This window comes from Cronobacter turicensis, assembly GCF_041222865.1.
Lineage (GTDB): Bacteria > Pseudomonadota > Gammaproteobacteria > Enterobacterales > Enterobacteriaceae > Cronobacter > Cronobacter turicensis.
In genome coordinates, this window is sequence record NZ_CP165997.1 from 3,069,329 (window position 1) to 3,087,801 (window position 18,473).

At 59.4% G+C, this 18,473-nt stretch carries 13 protein-coding genes; 4 read left to right on the forward strand and 9 right to left on the reverse strand.

The window, feature by feature from the left end; translation table 11 throughout:
- Positions 1-2: 2 nt before the first annotated feature.
- Complete coding sequence (fes, locus tag AB8W27_RS14635) at positions 3-1,247, reverse strand: enterochelin esterase (protein ID WP_012815730.1); 1,245 nt, start codon at positions 1,245-1,247, stop codon at positions 3-5.
- A 279-nt stretch (positions 1,248-1,526) separates the two neighbouring features.
- On the opposite strand from fes, the gene AB8W27_RS14640 reads away from it, so the two are divergent.
- Both AB8W27_RS14640 and entD read left to right on the forward strand, forming a co-directional pair.
- Positions 1,527-3,800 (forward strand): TonB-dependent siderophore receptor, encoded by a 2,274-nt coding sequence (locus AB8W27_RS14640; protein ID WP_012815729.1) that lies wholly within the window; start codon positions 1,527-1,529, stop codon positions 3,798-3,800.
- 35 nt (positions 3,801-3,835) lie between these two features.
- The gene (entD, locus tag AB8W27_RS14645; protein WP_012815728.1) at positions 3,836-4,504 is read left to right on the forward strand and encodes an enterobactin synthase subunit EntD; all 669 of its coding nucleotides are present in this window, start codon (positions 3,836-3,838) and stop codon (positions 4,502-4,504) included.
- Here the strand turns inward: entD and AB8W27_RS14650 are convergent.
- On the reverse strand, positions 4,473-5,186 hold the full coding sequence (locus AB8W27_RS14650) for a GNAT family N-acetyltransferase (RefSeq protein ID WP_012815727.1): 714 nt from the start codon (positions 5,184-5,186) through the stop codon (positions 4,473-4,475). The two genes, entD and AB8W27_RS14650, sit on opposite strands and share 32 nt — an antisense overlap.
- A 183-nt stretch (positions 5,187-5,369) precedes the next feature.
- On the opposite strand from AB8W27_RS14650, the gene AB8W27_RS14655 reads away from it, so the two are divergent.
- Positions 5,370-6,485: a YbdK family carboxylate-amine ligase gene (locus AB8W27_RS14655; protein ID WP_041923313.1), complete on the forward strand. Its 1,116-nt coding sequence runs from the start codon at positions 5,370-5,372 to the stop codon at positions 6,483-6,485.
- Positions 6,486-6,749: 264 nt separating this feature from the next.
- Positions 6,750-8,657 carry a methyl-accepting chemotaxis protein gene (locus AB8W27_RS14660; RefSeq protein ID WP_012815725.1) on the forward strand — a complete coding sequence of 636 codons (1,908 nt, stop codon included), beginning with the start codon at positions 6,750-6,752 and terminating at the stop codon, positions 8,655-8,657.
- A 483-nt stretch (positions 8,658-9,140) separates the two neighbouring features.
- Here the strand turns inward: AB8W27_RS14660 and tssE are convergent, their stop codons facing one another.
- The 7 genes from tssE to tssM are packed head-to-tail and all read right to left on the reverse strand — an operon-like array spanning position 9,141 to position 18,468.
- Complete coding sequence (tssE, locus tag AB8W27_RS14665) at positions 9,141-9,623, reverse strand: type VI secretion system baseplate subunit TssE (protein ID WP_012815724.1); 483 nt, start codon at positions 9,621-9,623, stop codon at positions 9,141-9,143.
- 9 nt (positions 9,624-9,632) lie between these two features.
- Positions 9,633-10,424: a type VI secretion system accessory protein TagJ gene (locus AB8W27_RS14670; RefSeq protein ID WP_012815723.1), complete on the reverse strand. Its 792-nt coding sequence runs from the start codon at positions 10,422-10,424 to the stop codon at positions 9,633-9,635.
- Positions 10,425-10,446: 22 nt separating this feature from the next.
- A complete protein-coding gene (locus AB8W27_RS14675) occupies positions 10,447-11,217 on the reverse strand; it encodes a TagK domain-containing protein (protein WP_012815722.1) in 771 nt (256 codons plus the stop codon).
- A 5-nt stretch (positions 11,218-11,222) separates the two neighbouring features.
- A complete protein-coding gene (locus AB8W27_RS14680) occupies positions 11,223-11,483 on the reverse strand; it encodes a PAAR domain-containing protein (RefSeq protein WP_012815721.1) in 261 nt (86 codons plus the stop codon).
- A 57-nt stretch (positions 11,484-11,540) separates the two neighbouring features.
- Positions 11,541-14,042: a type VI secretion system Vgr family protein gene (locus tag AB8W27_RS14685; RefSeq protein WP_012815720.1), complete on the reverse strand. Its 2,502-nt coding sequence runs from the start codon at positions 14,040-14,042 to the stop codon at positions 11,541-11,543.
- A 39-nt stretch (positions 14,043-14,081) separates the two neighbouring features.
- The gene (locus AB8W27_RS14690) at positions 14,082-14,741 is read right to left on the reverse strand and encodes a hypothetical protein (protein ID WP_012815719.1); all 660 of its coding nucleotides are present in this window, start codon (positions 14,739-14,741) and stop codon (positions 14,082-14,084) included.
- A gap of 13 nt (positions 14,742-14,754) precedes the next feature.
- Complete coding sequence (tssM, locus tag AB8W27_RS14695; protein ID WP_282913946.1) at positions 14,755-18,468, reverse strand: type VI secretion system membrane subunit TssM; 3,714 nt, start codon at positions 18,466-18,468, stop codon at positions 14,755-14,757.
- Between the last annotated feature and the right edge of the window lie 5 nt (positions 18,469-18,473).

Consider the following 18,473-nt stretch of genomic DNA (forward strand, 5'->3'; position numbering starts at 1 on the left):
CGTCACTCCTGTCCTGAAAAACGCGCCGGGGCGGGGATGTCGGCCCAGAGCGCGGCCAACCCGTCGGTCAGCCCGCCGCGCCAGCACAGCGCATCGTGACCGCCCTCAACCTGACGCCAGAAAAGCGGCTGCGGCGTCTGTTGCAGTAAAGCCACCAGGCGCTGATTCGCCTGAAAAATAAGCGGCTCATGCACGCCCGCTTCAAGAAAAATGCGCAGACCGCGCGGGTCGAGACGGCCTGCGGCCAGTTCGTCCACCAGCCAGCCGCCCTCGCCGCTTGCCTCGCGTTTCGGCCACCAGAAGGAGCCGGACTGGCTCAGCACGCAGCCAAAACGCTGTGGCCAGCGCAGCCCCGCATAGAGCGCGGCGAGCCCGCCGAAGCTCTGTCCGGTGACGACGGTGGTTTCCGGGGTTTCACGCCACTGCGTATAAGTACGCGCCTGGGGCAGCAGTTCATGCCACAGCGCCTCCCAGAAGGCGGCGTTGCAGGGCAGCTCCCAGCTTCGGTGCGCGGTATCAATCACATCCACCAGCAGATACGCCGCAGGCGGCAGTACGCCGCGATCGGTGAGCGTCTGAAGCGCGGGCCAGACCGGCTGGCTGTGCGCCCAGAACTGACCATCAAGCAGAATAGCGAGCGGGCGGGTCCGGGGGGCGTCATCGCCGCCGGTGGTAAACAGCCACACGCGACGCGCGTTACCGAGCCTTTCGCTTTGCCAGAGAAATTCCCGCGCGGGCGTGTACGCCACGTCGCACGCCTCCCAGCCCGGCTGCGCGGGCGCGCCCGGCAGATGCAGCGCGCTGACCGGGTGGCCGCGGCCGCCGCGCCAGTGGCGCGGATTGAACGGATCAGGGACGGCCTGCGGCAGCAGCGTGCGCCAGCCTTCGCGCAGCGCGCCGCGCGCCGGAGCCTCAGCAAAGGCATCAGGGGCGAAATCATCAGGCCGTGCGGAAGGGATAAAACAGTAGCTGCCGCGCCAGTTGGCGTTTAATTCGGTGCGCCAGCACCAGGCGTCGGTGCCCGGCAGACGCGTGAGCGACTGCGGCGCGGAGGGTTTGTGGTGATCGGTGATGCCAGTGATGTAAATCCACACCCGCTGTATCTCAGACGTGGTTTCATCGCCTGTCGGATCGCGCCACCAGAATGTCACACTGCACTGGCCCGGGGCTGCATCAGAAATTTCCGGTATACCCTGCGCCTGCTTCGCCTGCCACCAGGCTTCACTTCCCGCCGCGTGCTCCGCCACCGTCCCGCTCCTTGTTAGTTTTGATAAATATCATGGATTTACGTGAGTCCAGATAATTTGATGATAATATTATTGATAATTATTTGCATTTGCAATAGCGTATTGGCGCGCTGTGGGAAGCGCGTCTTTCACTCAAAAACATTAACCCGACCAGGCGTTTGCGCGCTGCCGCTCCGGGATGAGCGGGGTTTGCGTAAAGCGGCTCTGGCATATTCCATGTTGCGCCCTGCCCCACTGGGGAAGGACTTCCGGGCCGCAGCACAGACAGCAGGATAAAAGATGAATAAAAAGCTCCCCCTCTCTCTGGTGATGCTGATTAATTTGGGGATTTATGGCGCAGCGCTGCCCGCCTGGGCGCAGGACAGCACCGCCCCGATGGATGGCAAAGCAACCAATGGCGATGACACCATTGTCGTCACCGCCGCACAGCAAAACCTTCAGGCGCCTGGCGTCTCGACCATTACCGCCGATGAAATCCGTAAAAACCCGCCGGCGCGCGATGTGTCGGAAATCATCCGCACCATGCCGGGCGTCAACCTGACCGGCAACTCCACCAGCGGCCAGCGCGGCAACAACCGCCAGATCGACATCCGCGGGATGGGCCCGGAAAACACGCTGATCCTGATTGACGGCAAACCCGTCAGCAGCCGTAACTCGGTACGTCAGGGCTGGCGCGGCGAGCGCGACAGCCGTGGCGATACCGCCTGGGTGCCGCCGGAGATGATCGAACGCATCGAGGTGCTGCGCGGCCCTGCCGCCGCCCGCTACGGCAACGGCGCGGCGGGCGGTGTGGTCAATATCATCACCAAACGCAGCAGCAACGAATGGCACGGCGCCTGGGACAGCTATTTCGACGTGCCGGAACATAAAGCCGAAGGCGCGACAAAACGCACCAATTTCAGCCTGACCGGACCGCTTGGCGACAGCGTCAGCTTCCGTCTGTACGGCAACCTGGCGAAAACCCAGCCGGATGCCCAGGACATCAACGCCGGGCATGAATCGCTGCGCACCGGCAGCTATGCCGATACCTTGCCCGCCGGGCGTGAAGGCGTGGTTAATAAAGACATCAACGGCCAGGTGCGCTGGGAATTCGCGCCGATGCAGGCGCTGGAGTTTGAAGCGGGCTACAGCCGTCAGGGCAACCTCTACGCGGGCGACACCCAGAACACCAACAACGACAACAGCACCAACGGGCTGGTGAAAAAATATTACGGCAAGGAAACCAACCGTCTCTACCGCCAGAACTACGCGGTCACCTGGACCGGCGGCTGGGATAACGGCGTGACCACCAACACTTACGCCCAGTATGAACACACGCGCAACTCGCGTCTTGGCGAAGGCCTGACGGGCGGTCTGGAAGGGCTGTTTAACAGCGAGAAATTCTCGGATATCAACCTGAGCGACGTGCTGCTGCACAGCGAAGTGAGCATTCCCTTCGACTGGGTGGTGAGCCAGAACCTGACGCTCGGCACCGAGTGGAACCAGCAGCGCCTGAAAGATGGCACCTCGACCGCTCAGGCGCTGACCGGCTCTACCAGCGGCGGCGCGATCCCGGGCGTCGATTCCACCAACCGCAGCCCATACGCCAAAGCGGAAATCTTCTCGCTGTTTGCCGAAGACAATATGCAGCTCACTGACAGCACGACGCTGACCCCGTCGCTGCGTTTCGATCACCACACCATTGTTGGCAACAACTGGAGCCCGGCGCTGAACCTGACGCAGGCGCTGACCGACACGGTGACGCTGAAAATGGGCATCGCGCGCGCCTACAAAGCGCCAAGCCTCTATCAGACCAACGATGACTACATCCTCTACAGCCGCGGCCAGGGCTGCTACGCCAGCGCCGCCAACACCGGCTGCTACCTGATGGGCAATGAAGATCTGAAAGCGGAGACCAGCGTCAACAAAGAGATTGGTCTTGAGTACAAACAGGATGGTTATCAGGCGGGCCTCACCTGGTTCCGTAACGACTACCACGACAAAATCGAAGCCGGTTATACCCGCGTCACGGCGATCAGCAATAAAACGGATCTCTACCAGTGGGAGAACGTGCCGAAAGCCGTGGTGGAAGGGCTTGAAGGCACACTGAATCTGCCGGTGACCGATACCGTCCAGTGGAGCAACAACCTGACCTGGATGTTGCAGAGTAAGAACAAAACCACCGGCGATCGTCTGTCGATCATTCCGGAGTTTACCCTGAACTCGACGCTGAGCTGGCAGGTACGCGACGATCTGTCGCTGCAAAGCACGTTCACCTGGTATGGCCGTCAGAAGCCGAAAATGTACAACTATAAGGGCGAGCGCGTGACCGACAGCGGCACCAATGAAGTGAGCCCTTACAGCATCGTCGGCCTGAGCGGCTCCTGGGATGTGACCAAAAACGTCAGCCTGACGGCGGGCCTCGATAACGTCTTCGACAAGCGCCACTGGCGCGCAGGCAACGCCCAGACCACCGGTAACGCCAAAACCAACGCCTGGATGTATGGCGCGGGGGCGGAGACTTATAACGAATCAGGCCGCACCTGGTTTATGGGCATCAACACTCACTTTTGATGACGACGGCGGGCAGAAATGCCCGCCCTTTTCCGATGCAGACCACCCTCACCCCGTTGACCTTCGCCGGACAGCCGCTCTGGCGCGTCGATTTCTCGCCTGACACTTTCACACCTGACGATCTGCTGTGGCTGCCGCATCATGCGATGCTGGCGAACGCCGTCTTGCGGCGTCAGGCGGAGCATCTGGCGGGCCGTATCGCCGCCGTCGCCGCACTGCGGGCGGCTGGCGCGCCATTCTCACCGCCGGGCATCGGCGCGCACCGCGAGCCGCGCTGGCCCGCTGGTTTTACCGGCAGTATTACGCACACCGGCCACCGCGCCTGGGCCGTGGTTATCGCCGCGCCAGGCTGCGTCGGGATAGATGTCGAAAACCTGATGGACGCGCAGACGGCGCGCGACCTGGCGCCCGGCATTATCAACGTACAAGAACGCGCGCTGCTTGCCTGCACCCCGCTGCCCTTCGCCAGCGCCCTGACGCTCGCGTTTTCCGCCAAAGAGAGCCTCTTTAAAGCGCTGTTCCCGCAGGTGGGCGACTGGTTCGGTTTTGAATGCGCGAACGTCGTCGCGCTGGATGACCATCAGTTGACGCTACGCCTTGCCTGCCCGCTCGGGCCGTTCACGCGAGGGCGGTGCTTCACGCTGTACTGGCGTCAGGAGGGGCAGCAGATCCTCACGCTTGTGAGCTTGCCCGGAAGTGGCTGAGCGGCTGTTTCTGCACGCCATCAGCGGTGAAATTCTCCGGTGACAGCCAGGCGCGCAGCACGGCATCCACCGGCAGCCATTCGCTGTCGAGCAGCGAAAACCACTCGGAATCACGGTTGCGCCCTTTACGCACCATCATCTGACGCAGCCGCCCTTCATACGTGAAGCCGAGCCGTTCGGCGGCGCGGCGCGAGGCGGTATTCATCGAATCGCACTTCCATTCCACGCGCCGGAAACCGTGCTCAAAGGCGTCGCGCATCAACAGCCACAGCGCCTCGGTGCCAGTAACGCGATTTTTCATGCGCGGCGACCAGGTCACGTGGCCTATCTCCACGACGCCGTTAGCTTTGTCGATGCGCATAAAGCACACCAGCCCCACCGCCTCGCCGCGCGCGTTATCGATAACCGCGAAAGGCACCAGCGACGGATCCATCACTTTTTGCGCCACCCACCCATGGCACTGCGCCAGCGTATCGGGGCGATCGCTTGCCAGCCACGTCCAGTCGCGATCGTCCGGCGCGTCCTGATACGCCGCGAACAGCGCGGCGGCGTGCGCATCGGCATTGAGCGGCGCCAGCGTGCAGTAACGCCCGGAAAGCGTTTCGCGCTCCAGCATTCTTGCGCCTTTCCAGTCCGGCACCGGCGCGCCGACCTGCTGATCGTAATGGTTGAAATAAGCCACAAGCACTCCTCCTGATGGTTGTTAATAAAAAGTTATAACAGGAGTGAAACCAGGAAGATAGCGATAACGCCGTGGAAAAAACGCGCGCAGGAACTCGGTTTTATCTGAGCAATCTGGCCGCAACTGAATGATTTTGCATGACTATACTTGGAGCAGAACCTTTGACTTATAAGAGAGCCCCGAATGCCCCTCAAACCTTTTGCCCCTTCCGAACCCTATACCCTGGGCGTTGAACTGGAGCTCCAGGTGGTCAGCCCGCCCGGTTTTAACTTAAGCCAGGATTCCTCGACGCTGATTAGCGCGCTGGAGAGCCGCGTCACGGCGGGTGAAGTGAAACACGACATCACCGAAAGCATGCTGGAGATAGCGACCGGCGTCTGCCGCGATATCAACCAGGTGGCGGCGGAATTCGCCGCGATGCAGCGTGAAATTCTCGCCTGCGCCCAGCAGCATCATTTGATGATAAGCGGCGGTGGCACGCACCCGTTCCAGAAGTGGCAGCGCCAGGAGGTCTGCGCCAGCGAACGCTACGCCCGCACGCTGGAGCTGTTCGGTTATCTCATCAAACAGGCCACGGTATTCGGCCAGCATGTGCATGTGGGCTGCCGCAACGGGGAAGAGGCTATCTATCTGCTCCACGGGCTGTCGCGCTTTGTGCCGCATGTGGTGGCGCTGTCGGCGTCGTCGCCTTATATGCAGGGCTCAGACACCGGTTTCGCCTCGTCACGGTTGAATATTTTCTCCGCGTTTCCGGATAACGGCCCGGCCCCGTTTGCCGCCGACTGGACGCAGTTCGAGAAAATGTACGCGCGCCTGGAAAGCACGAAGGTGGTGGAGTCGATTAAAGATCTGCACTGGGATATTCGCCCGAGCCCCGGTTTTGGCACGGTGGAAGTGCGCGTGATGGATACGCCATTAACGCTGGAGCGCGCCGTGAATATCGCAGGCTTTATTCAGGCGCTTTCCCACTGGCTGCTGGAAGCGCGCCCTTATAAACATAAGGCTGAGGATTACCTTATTTACCGGTTCAACCGGTTCCAGGCCTGTCGCTATGGTCTTGACGGAATGCTCACGGATGTCAGTACCGGCGAACAACGCACCATTGGCGAGGATATTACGCGCCTGCTCGACAAGCTTGAGCGCTACGCGCGTCCGCTTAAGGCCGGCAGCGCGCTGGAGGCTATCGATCGCTACGTGAAAAATAACGACAGCGACGTACACCGCATTCGTGAATTTACCGCTAATGGCGGTTCGCTCTCGGAACTGGTGCGTCTGAACGGTGAAATCTGGGCCGCCTGATAATCCTTTTATTCCTGACTGGCTCCTGACCGATTAAGGGTATTTACCTTAATCAGGGAGCCACCTGCCCCGATAAGCCCGCTATTCATCGCTGGCTTTTATCTTTTCTGAAAACTATAACTCGCCCTTTTTTATTCTGGATCATCAGAATAACTCTTTTTAGTTATTTTATAGCCCTGAACGCAGCGGCAGCGATTAAAGCATCTTATTGATGTTACCGATAGCAAATATAACGATCTTTATCGCAATACAGGAATGACGCTTATGTCATGGATATATCGCCTCTCTATGAAAACCAAATTAGCCCTCGCGCTTTTACCGTTATTAATAGCGCTGCTCTGGCTGGCGGGCGCCGGGATGATGTCGCGTATTGATACCGAACGGCAGATGCGCAATGTCGAAGAAGTGACGCGCCTTGCGAAAAGCGCAGGCGATGTGGTGCATGAGCTGCAAAAAGAGCGCGGCCTGAGCGCCGGTTATCTTGGCAGCAAAGGGGCGCAGTTTAGCAGTGAGCTGACCGCGCAGCGCGGCCAGACGGACAGCGCGCTCGCGGCCTTTAACGCCGCCATGAAAAACACCGATGAAGCGAGCCTGAAAGGCAGCGTGGGCGAAGCCATCCGCGCCTTCCGCCAGCGGGTGTCGATGCTCGACGATACGCGCCGGCAGATAACCGCCCTTTCCGTTCCCGCGCCGCAGGGCGTGGCGTTTTATACCGATACCATCAGCACCGTGCTGGAGCTGGTGGCGCGCAGTACGCACTTAAGCCACGCCGGAGTAATTGTGAACCAGATGGTGGTTTACTACAGCCTGCTGAGTATGAAAGAACAGGCGGGCGTCGAGCGCGCGCTGCTCTCCGGCATTTTCTTCGCCGACCGTTTTGCCGACGGCCAGGTGGCGCGTCTGAGCGAAGTGGTGGGCAAACAGCAGGCGTGGCTTGCCGCCTCGCGCCAGCTTTCCGACGCTGACGGCGTGAAGCGCATCGATGCCGCGCTCGCGCTGCCGTCGGCGACCCGCGCGCTGGCGCTGCGCCAGACCGCGCTGGATAAGGCCGCGAGCGGCGGGTTTGGCATTTCGCCGGGCAGCTGGTTTGAGGCGCAGACGCAGCGTATCGATACCCTGCGCACGCTGGAAAACGCGGCTTCCGCGCAGCTTCTCGCCACCGCGGGCGCGCTCGCGAGCGATGCCCGCGCAGGCTGGCAGCGCTTTCTCATCATCACGCTGCTGGCGCTTATCGTGGCGATGAGCTTCGCCGTGGTCGTGGCGCGCAGCATTCATCGTCAGTTGCACACGACCCTCGCCGCCATTGACGGCATGGAAGGCGACTTAACGCGCCGTCTGGACGTGCCGGGCAGCGATGAGCTCTCCGCCCTGAACCGCGCCTACAACCGCGCTATTGAAGATATTCAGCGCATCGTCGCCGAGATCAAAACCGGCGCCGTCGTCCTGCGTCACGCCAGCGCCGACATCGCCGCGGGGAACCAGGATCTGGCGCAGCGTACCGATGAACAGGCGGCATCACTGGTGGAAACCGCCGCCAGCATGGAGCAGATAACGACCGTCATTACCCAGACCGCCGACAACGCTCATGAGGCGGAGCGCCTGACGCGCCTGATGGAAGAAGAGATGCAGAGCGCAAGCGTGGTGGCGCACTCTGCCCGCCAGAGCATGGCGGATATTCAGGCTTCCAGCGAGCAGATCTCGCGTATTGTCGGCTCGATAGACGATATCTCTTTCCAGACTAACCTGCTGGCGCTCAACGCCGCCGTAGAAGCGGCGCGCGCCGGAGAGCTGGGGCGCGGCTTTGCGGTGGTGGCCTCCGAAGTGCGCACGCTGTCGCAGCGCTGCGCCCGGGAGGCGGGGCTTATCCGCGAGCTGGTGGCGAACAACATGGCGAAAATCGGCGAAGGCGTGGAGCATGTCGATGCCTCCGGCCACGCGCTGGATGCCGCCGTGGCCAACACGGCCCGGATGCGGACGTTTATCAGCGATATCGCCCGCGCCGCGGCTGAGCAGTCGCTTGGCGTGTCGCAGGTGCACGAAGCCCTGAACCAACTGGAGCAGGTGACGCAGCAGAACGCGGCGCTGGTGTCCGAGGCCGCGACCGCCAGCCAGACGCTGGATAATCAGTCTGAAACTATGTCGCAGCTGGTTAACCGGTTTGTGGTGGCATAAACGTAATACTGTAGCCGTGTTTGCACGGCTACAAAATATAGTGGTTTTTTGGGGAATATCGCCCCATTACTTGATTAACAGGGGTTAATGTCCTAATATCCGCAGCCACCTGAATACAGGTTTTAAGCCGCGCTCACCTGCGGCTTTTTTATTATTTGCATTGCAGTCATTACTGACGGGATTTCACGCCATTACGGCACAGTAATTATAACGTCCCGCAACTACTGACCTATTGACTCAACACAGCCTCTGAAATGCTCCGGGAGAGCGAAACATGGAATATAGTTTCGGTGCGAAATGTTTTATCCTTTCGCAAATCAGCGTGTTTGTTATTTCTGTGTGCGCGTTATTTAATGGCGCGCTGTAAATAATAACCAGCAACCCGTAACGGATTAATACCCTCAGCCAGAAGGATTTGGCACCTTTCATTCTCCGCCGTTTTTAATTCGGCTATAAAAAAGAGGCGCAAGGCCTCTTTTTTGCTTATAACGCCGTCAGCGTTGTTTTTTCCGTTTCGGTATCATAACTACCACTCACCGTCAGCCCGATCGGCTCAGGCTGCCAGTAAAGCAACGCGGCTATTTCAAAGAGCAACGTGGTGCCAACGGCTGGCTGACGTTTCGGGCGCACCACCAGCGACGACGCGATGATGCGCGGCTCAAAGCGCAGCAAGGCGTTGCGAATGGCCTGCTCCACCGCAGACCCGCTGTGCGGCGTGGCGTATTTCCCGGATAATGGCGCCAGGCCGTGGTTTATCACCGAGTCGATGACAGCCGGGTGACGTTCAGGATCGATCAGCGCCTCAATATTGGTATTGTTAAGCAAGATGTCGATATCGCGCAGTACCCGCTGACGGTAATGCCTGGCGCTGATAAAGCTCGCGTCATGCGCCTCGTGGCGGGCTTTCGGCTCCTCGTCCAGCAGCCGGTCCAGCAGCGTCGGCGCGAATTGCTTTTTTCTCTCCATCGACGCGCCTTAATCAAACCGCAGTTCGCGGATATCCGGCAGAGCATATTCCGCCTTATCGGTAATCAGCATCTTCCTGCCGCGTCCGATCCAGAGCGAATCGGAAATGCGCTGCCAGTCGGTCAGGCTGCCCAGTTTCGTTTCCTGCGTGGCGTCCGTCATCAGCGGGTAGCGGGCGGGGATATAACCCTGAAATTGTCCGTCAGCGAGCGTCGCCTGCGCCGGCAGCCAGAGCAGATCCAGTATATCAACGGGGCGGAGGATTTTAAGTTCGCGCAGCGCCGCAAACGGCACCCAACGATACCCGCCCGCGCAGATGAACTCGCATACCGGCCCGAGCCGTCCATCACCGTCGGCTATCCAGCTAAACGGCGCGACGCCATCGCCATCGCCCGGCGTCAGCGGCGCCATCTCAAACGCCTGTTGACGCAGGCGTTCGGCGTCCGCCTCATCGCCTGCGGCGAGCCGTTGATTCGCGTCATGCAGCCGCGCTACCCAGTCCGGCATCTGCGCCTCCAGCCCCACAGGCGCCATGTCACCGGCCAGAACGCGGGCTCGTAATAGCTCGCTCATGACGAGATTCTTATAAAGCTCCGCACGCTTCGTATATTCCGTGTCCAGCAGCTTTACTATTTCCAGCTGCGCCAGGGCGTTATGCCAGTCGCCTTCAATACAGTACAATTTGAACAGCAGCTCTCGCGCCGCGCTGTTGTCAGGCTGCGCTTTTACACGAGAAATTGCCTCTGTTAAGTGGGCTTGAAACGCGGCGTGATTCAGTAATTCCTTAAGTGTTATTTCCATCGTGATGTCGTCCCTGCAAGATTTATAACAAGCTATCCAGATCGGGTTGATGAAATTCCCGCACCGTCAGGGCAGGAAGCCGTGTGTGTGCTTTGATGTGCTGAGCGTCCGGCGCGACGATTTTCAGGATGTCATAGCGAGGCGGGTCAAAGACGCCGGGCTCCGGCTCAAGACCGGATAACGCCTCAAGCACGTGCGTAATAAAATGCGATGAGCCCAGGATGCACTCGGTCAACGTTTTATCCTGCATCTGTTCGCGCAGCAGCGCGAAATCCGCAGGGGCATATTTCAGCCGCGTTCGTACAGGCGCAGGCATCGTATCGCAGCGCTGCTCGCCCCACGCCAGAAAACGCTTATATTCGCTTTCCAGTATTTTCAGGATGTCGTCGCCAGCCTGAGTCTCAGCCGGGCGCGCCCAGTCGACGTAGCGCATGCTGCGCGCCAGCAGCGCGTCGACTTCGCGCACCGCCCACTCATCGGCCTGGATCGCATCCGTCGGCGTCGCCATCGTTACCTGTAACGCATATCGCCCTGCCTGAAGCGTAAGGCCGTAGCGCAGCGGGTAAGGCTGGCCTGGCGCAAGGTGTTCGTCACCCGCGAGACAGACATAATCGGTCCCGGACAGCGTCATGTAAGGCTGCGTTCCGCGCAGCGAAAAAACGAGGCTGTTGCGCATACACCCGATATTCGTCAGTGAAAACGCGCCTCGGTCGATATCGAGCCAGACCTCTTGATGCTGTTCGTTAAGCGTGATCCCGACGCCGTTTTCAGGCCAGATAAACCGGATGTGCATGGCCGCTACCCGATAAGTACGTCGCCGGAGCCGCTGGAGATAGCGGCGCCGCAACCCGTGGCGTCACCAACGCGGGCGGCCGGATTATTATTAATAAAGACCGAGCCCGAGCCGGATGAAACGGCCGACGATCCGTGAAGGGAACAGCTGGCGCTACTGGCACCCTGCATCGCCGCTGGCGCGCCATTGATGGAAACATTGCCGGAGCCGTTAGAAATGGCGCCGCCGTGGCTGATGGCATCCCCTGCCCGTGCTGCATTTTGCATCGATTTTCCTTAGCGAATAAAACGCTGGCGGTCTCTCCGCCAGCCTGAGGCGTGCCGTTACCATAGATTGGGCGGCACAGTTTCCGTCTCCGTTGGCGTTTCGGTTGGGGTCTCCGTTGGCGTTTCGGTTGGCGTCTCCGTCGGACTTTCGGTCGGCGTTTCCGTTGGTGTTTCCGTTGGTGTTTCCGTTGGTGTTTCCGTTGGTGTTTCCGTTGGTGTTTCTGTTGGTGTTTCCGTTGGTGTTTCTGTTGGCGTTTCCGTTGGCGTTTCTGTTGGCGTTTCTGTTGGCGTTTCGGTCGGCGTTTCTGTTGGCGTTTCCGTTTCGGTCGGCGTCTCCGTCGGGCTTTCAGTAGGCGTTTGTGTCGGCGTGTCTGTAGGCGCTTCGGTTGGACTATGCGTCGGGATCGGTACCGGGATAGGGACAGGAATGGGCAGTACCGGCAGCGGAAGCGGTAACACCATAATGCCCATCAGCGGCATCAGACCCGCCAGACTCGCCAGCGCGCCCATACCGCCACCGCTGCCGTTACCGCCGGAGCACCCCCCGTCGCCGGGGTTGAGCTGAACCTGCCCGCCCTGTATCACCACCTGGCTGCTGCCGATGATTTTGATGGTGTTGGCGGTGATAGTCAGCACCCCACCGGCGCTTAACGACATCGCCCCGCCCGCCGCTACTGTCGCCGCGCCGCCCGCCGCCACCTGCCACGCGCCGCCGACCGAGGTGCCGCTGTAGCCGCCGACGTTTGTTAAATCCGCGCCGCCGACGTTAAGGGAATTCGCGCCGCCAATGTGATGCGCCTGCGCCCCGCCAACCATCACCTCACGCGTCAGCCCGACCTGCATAAATGCGCCAAGCCCAATCAGTTTGCGGCAGCTACCGAGAATTTTTTTAACGTAATTCGCACCGATGAAAACATCCCGGTTCAGGCCCACGGAAAGTTTTGAGTTTTCACCAATCGTCTGGGTTTCATCTTTTTTCGTCAGACGATCCATATTGCGCTCAGCCTGCTCCCAGTACTGCTCAAGACCGGGTTTATCCTCGAAGCGAATGCCGTTGAAGTTGGTTCGCCCGCCGCCGATAGTACGGCTGACCATCCCGCTCTGCGTCGCATTGCCAGGCAGATCCCAGGGCGGCATCGTGATGTTGTTATACAGACTGCCGATGATCAGAGGCCGATCCGGATCGCCATTAATAAAATCGACAATGACCTCATGCCCGATACGCGGGATATACATGCCGCCAAAGTTATTACCCGCCCACGACTGACTGACGCGCAGCCAGCAGGAATCCGATTCGCGGTTTTTACCGTAGCGATCCCAGACAAAGCGCACTTTCACGCGGCCATATTTATCCGTCCAGACCTCTTCGCCAGGCGGCCCGACGACAATCGCCGTCTGCGGCCCGCGTGTGCGCGGCCTGGGCGTTTGCAGCGGATGCCGGTAGATTTTACTGGTCGGCTGAACAAGAAAATGACAATGCCAGCGATAATCTTCATAGCCGCTGACCTGCGCGTTATCCTCTATCTCAAGGCGGCTGGCTATCACCAGATATTCCCGGTTGGCTTTCGCGACGGGATAACCGCTTAAGACAAAATTACAGCCGCAGACGACGCCTCTGAGCTCGCCTTCGCCTGTCGCGCGTGAGCCCAGCGCGCCGCGCTCTTCCATACGCACGCGCGCCAGCTGTTCGCCAATGCCCGGCTGCGCGTAATCACCCGGCCAGTGATAGATCTCCATCTGGTTAAAACTGGTATTTCGCGGTTTGCTGTCGAGAGACAAAATATCCGCGCGGGACTTCGTAAAATCGTAATCATTGGTTACCCAGCGCCCGGTAGTAATCGTTTCCTGCGCCGTAAAATGAGAAATATACTCTTCGCCCGCTTTGGGCGTTTCGGGTAAATAATGCAGAACGTGATAGGCCTGACTTTCAGCGCGTTTATGCGCGCCCACATGATCGACCAGAATTAATCGGTGTTTCTCGTCTTTGTGTTCAAAAAACCAGTAAATGCCCCACTCTTCCATTAAGCGCTGGATAAAACTGAAATCCGTTTCGCCATATTGCACCTGAAAATCGAGCGGCGGATAGGTGCCGCTCAGACGCTTCTCACAGGGAAAAGCATAATCTGCGAGCACCTCATCGATAATTTCTACCACGTTTTTATTTTGAAAAATTTTGAAGTCGCTGGTGAGCGTTGCGAGATATAGCCAGGGCCGGAGTTCTATTTCAAACATCGCCTGATTCGCGTCACGCCCGGTATAACGGGCGCGCTCTACCAGCCCCGATATTTCGCGCCGCCCCCGGCCAGTGCCCGCCTCTTCATCCAGCCCGCTGCCGTCGATTTCCATCACAACCGTCATTTCTTTACCCACCAGGGCTTTGAAATCGATATTTGACGCCGCCTGCCAGGAGATGGCGGCACTGGCGGGCGTTTTAGCGCTCAGGGTGTAGGTATATAACGTGGAAAGCGCTTCTTCTCCGGTTAATTTAGAAAGAACTAATCCCGGTTCACCGGCAAGAAAAGGCATTGCCGGACTGCTTAATTGCGTTGTACGCGACATAGTGGCACCTGATATTGACTGAATCACGCAACGGCGTTTTCACCGTTGCCTCCCTGTTTGTGTAATAGCTATCCGCTGCGCGTCGATATATTTACCATGTCGGCTTTGTCTCCAGATCCAGAAATAGTTTCCCTCGGCGGCACATTCAGGCCAGTCCCGCCACGGCATCGCGTCGACACCCGCCTCAGGGCCGAGCCGATAATCCGCCGCGCAGTACTCCCTCAGCAGCGCCACGGAGATCCGCCCGAACCGCGAGGCGTTATGCATGCACACACGCACCCAACGGGGCGCGAACGACCACCGTAACGCCCGCACCCACTGCCGTACCGCCCTGCTCTCACCAATGCGAGGGTGTTCTTCAACCCGCAGACACAGGATCCGTGCGAGCCAAAAGGCGAGGCTTTGCCTTTGCGCCGCATGGCGCAGGAACGCCTGACGCCGGAGGGGAGAAACCAGTGCAAGAAACGTCACGTCGTCGCGACCGCCCGTAAGAAACGCGCCCAGGTAATAACGGCGTCGGAATACCAGCGCGAAGCACCATGGATAGTCATCGACGCCCGGCGCGCCATCGAGCGGCGTCAGCAACGGCACATAGGCTTTCAGCAGAGAAACCAGGTCGCGCTGCGCCCGCCAGTGAAACCTTCTGCGCCCTTCCTGCACGCTTGTAATGCAAACGGGAAATATTCTCCTTCCAGACATGCTTATTCCCCCGTTATGCCGCGGCCGGGCAGGTAAAACTTTTCAGTAGATCCGGCACAAAGCGCCCTGCCCAGTTCAGGCCTGTCACCTCAAAATCGACACGCCGTTTATTGAGTAAAAAGGTCAGGATTGTTTTCCCGTCAGGCGTCTGTCGCACCTGGCTTGCGGTATCCACCCAATGCAGCAGCGACCAGGGGCCTTCCAGCGAAAGCTCAGAAGTTGCCGATTTTTGCGCGGGCCAGGCGGACAGACGTATCGGGTTCGCCGACTGCCCGCCCGGCCAGTGGAAGAACAGCGGCGTGACCGGTCCATGAGAGTATTCCGCGGCCACATCATCGAACTGCATCTGTAGCCGCGTGATGGAAGGGTCCATGTAGACCACGGCCACGGAGAGATCGAGCGCGACTTTTCTGCCATTTTCTCCCTGGAATAACGCGCTGCGAAGCGCGGTGCCCTGCTCAAATAAGCCAAGCCCTTCACCCTGCGCGCGACCTTTGTAATGCCACGGGCTCGCCGTCGTATCCACGCTGTCGGCAAGGTGCGCCTGAAAGTAAGCGTCCAGCGCGCCGCCTGCGCCAAAAAAACGCTCGAACTGATTGAGGCTGATCTCCTGGTCGCTGTCGCTTAGCGGGTAGCGCCCTTCAATGCCGCGACGACACAGCTCACCAGGCCCGGCCGCGATCGCGCCTTGCTGTTGCGTCAACGTCTCTCCTTCCACTTTCTGAAACGAATGGTTAAGCAGCGGGGCGATAATATTTTTAAGCGGCGCAGGCCAGGTGTCCGATTCCACGGCGAGCCGTCTGGCCGCCTCGGAAAGCGCAGGCGGCTCGCCGGCTTGCAGCGCGTTGTCATACATCACGAACAGCGTGTATTGATCGTTAAGCTCGCCTATGACCCGGTTAAACGCCGAGCCTGGCATCACGCTCACGCTCCCTGTTTTGGCATCCGGCTGCGGGCTGCCGCTATAAAACTCCCGCAGGGCCGCAAAGCGGTTATCGACCCGCTCCTGTAGCAATCGACGCTCCTGAAAAGCCAGCTGGTCATTCACTCTTTTGGCGTTACTTAACAGCGCGCTGCGGTTCGTGAGATTAAGCGTTTCGGCGATATCCGGCCCTTTCGCCGTCAGCGTGGTTTGCTTTACCGCCTCGCGCACCAGGCTCACCAGCGGAGAGTTAGCCGCGGCCAGCGTGCGCAGCATAAAAATGTTGGGCGCCATACCCGCGCTTTGCGCGGCGTCGACGGGCAGAAGCGTGACCCCGTTAAGCAGACGTTCCCAGTAACCGGCGTATTCATCCAGATAGCGCACCAGCACGTCATTGCGCAGCATTATCGGGTTGATCAGGCCGGCCTGGTCATTACCCATGATCCACCGATCGTCCTGAAAGGCGCTGGTCAGCAGCAGCGGCAGTTTTTTTTTAACAATCTGATGGTATCCCTCCTGGGTGTACAGCCCCGGAATACCGCGCGCCAGCAGCGCCTTATCAGACAGCGTGAAAATATGGGCCGACGACTCGCCCGCCAGTTGATCAAGGGTAAGATCCTGAGGCGCATCGGCTTCCAGTTGATCGCGGACTCTGCCCCAGAGCCTTGTCGTCAGCGTGGTTTGCGCCAGCCGTTTTCGCGCTGCCCTGACCAGATTTTCATCGCGCGGCTGGCCGAAGCGCCGCCATTCCGGCTGTGAGAACAACGCATTCAGATGATCGATAAAGACCGCTTTCTCTTCGAAAGCCGCGATTTTCCCGTTCTCACTCCAGGCGTGTGTAATGCTGTCGATGAGATAATTGAGATCGAACCGCTCCTCGCCGGTCAGCATCAGGTAACGCTTCAGAGCGTCGAAGAGGCGTATCTGATCGCCGCCCTGAAGCGCGTCGTTAAGACGCGCTGTCGCATCGCGCTCAATCAGCGGGAACAGCAGGCGTTGCAGAAAATAGTGATACAACGTGTCGGCCTGTTGTGAAACGGCGGCCCCGGTATACAGCCCGTAGCGCCACGCCGTCTCCGGATCGTCCGTAGCAAGCCCCGGAAACGCGGCAAGATCGCGGGCCGTATTTAACAGTGTCGGCAACAGCGGAAGATCGCGCGTGTTAATAAAAGCGTGAACTTCACGCTGTAGCTGCTTCGCGTGGCGGCTGACCGCCTCAAGGTAGTCGCGGTTGTGCGCATAGCTCGTTAACACTCCCCTGGCGAGGAAAAAGCACAGCGTTAAACAGACAACGTGACCGGCGAGATTGCGAACGCGATACGTTGACTGCGCCCGCAGGTTATAGCGCACGAGGCCCGCATCTTTAATCATGATGTCAGCGAAAAGCCGCCGCAAAAAATAGCGTTTTCCCCACACCACCTCCGGGCCGGGCCGTTCGTCTTCAGGTGTCGCCTCTGGCAGGCAGACGCTGGCGTCGATGCCCGCTTGCGTTACCGACTGCCGCCACGTCTGCACCAGCGTCGTACTGTTGCGAAGCGTCAGGCTTTCCGGCTGGCAGCTGCTGGTGAAATAGACCCCGCGCAGGCTGCTGTAAACCTGCGTCTCGTCATAGCGGGAGGCGAAGAAAATGGGGCGCGCCAGCGCCGTGAGGCTCTGTGCGAGCAACCGAAAATCCTGCGGAACCGCGTACATTTTTTTTCTGTCCGCCACGGCGTACTCTTCCTGGTGACGAACACTGACCGCATTGCAAAGCCTGTTCTCCAGCAGCCGCAGCTCATCGGCGATAGCATTCTCAGGCGTCGGAGCGCCTTTCGCGCCTCCCCACGGAAACGTCACGCCCCATACCTGTTCGCGTTCCTGAGCGGTTAAGTGACGAAACCAGGCGTCAAATCCGGTCAGCTCATCGATTTTCGTCACGATAAGATAAACGGGAAAGCACGCGCCCAGGGTCGTGCGTAAATCCTCAAGACGCGCGCGCAGCGTGGCGGCAAGTTCCAGTTGCTGCGTCCGGGGCAGGCCCAGAATATCGCGCGCGGAGAATGCCAGGAGCGCGCCGTTGATGCCTGTCGCCGGGCGATATTTACGTATAGCCTGTAGCAACCCCTGCCATTCCTGGCGATTCTCGCCCGCCTGACTGACATATTTGCCCGAGGTATCAATAAAAAGCGCGTCATTGGCGAAAAAGCATTCGCAACTGGCGGTGGGCGGATTTTCTTTACCGGTGCGGTTTAACTGCTCGGGTAGCGGAAATTCCTGCCCCGATGAGAGAACCAGCGAGGTTTTTCCCGCGCCTTCCGGGCCAAGAACGAGCCAACAAGGCGGTGCGTCGCGCCCGGTTCGCGCAGAAAAAAAACGACGCCAGCGGTTTTCCTGCGCGTACATGCGGCGACTGAATTTTTGCGCGTCCCGGATGATACGCGCCACTTCTGAGATCGCCGCATTAGGCGTGGAGGCGTTTTTGCGAAAGCGTAACTTCTCAATCCATGCAGGATTATTAAGCGTGAACAGCAACAGCCGCCAGGCCGCATAAAGAAGCACCAGCGTCATAATGACCGCGATAGCAGCCAGCCGGATTGCCGCGCGCTGTAACGGATAGCGCTCCCCGATCAGCACATAAGGCCCCGCGACCCAGATGGCTGCACAGACGGTTAACGCGCCAGGCAGGCAGAGCGGAATGCCATACCAGAGCGCGACGAGCCACAGGAGCGCGAGCACAATAAACAGCAGGCGCGCGCCCGCCGGGGCAAAAGGCCGCGCCTCGCCAAAACCGATATAGGGCCCCAGATATCCAATCGCGCAGGCCATAAGAA